Origin of the sequence: Sphingobium trunci (genome assembly GCF_022664535.1) — a bacterium.
Classification (GTDB): domain Bacteria; phylum Pseudomonadota; class Alphaproteobacteria; order Sphingomonadales; family Sphingomonadaceae; genus Sphingobium.
Genome location: NZ_JAKUJY010000079.1, coordinates 1 through 384 on the forward strand (window position 1 = coordinate 1; position 384 = coordinate 384).

Consider the following 384-nt stretch of genomic DNA (forward strand, 5'->3'; position numbering starts at 1 on the left):
CTTCGCAGATCGCCTCAGCGTCGGCAGCATCGTTCTTTCCGCGCTTTACGTAAGGTTTCACGTAAGCCGCCGGCATCAGCCGCACCTCATGACCCAGCTTGGTTAGTTCGCGCGCCCAGTGATGCGATGTTCCGCAAGCTTCAGCGCCTACCAGGCAAGGCGGCAGCTTCTCGAAGAACGGCAGCATCTGCGATCGTCGCAACGCCTTACGAATGACGACCTCACCGGTCGCGCTGATACCGTGAACCTGAAAAACGTTCTTGGCCAAATCCAGGCCGATCGTGCTAATCTCCATGGCGGGTGGCTCCTCTGCTCGGGTTGCATGACAGCAAACCCATCTTGGCACTCAGATGCCGTGAGCGGGAGCCATCCACCTCATCCGGT

Annotated in this window: 1 pseudogene; it reads right to left on the reverse strand. The window is 59.1% G+C overall.

Features of this window, described 5'->3' with window-relative positions:
- Positions 1 to 295, reverse strand: a pseudogene (locus tag MJ601_RS21835) (IS110 family transposase); the annotation flags it as partial.
- Positions 296 to 384 lie beyond the last annotated feature (89 nt).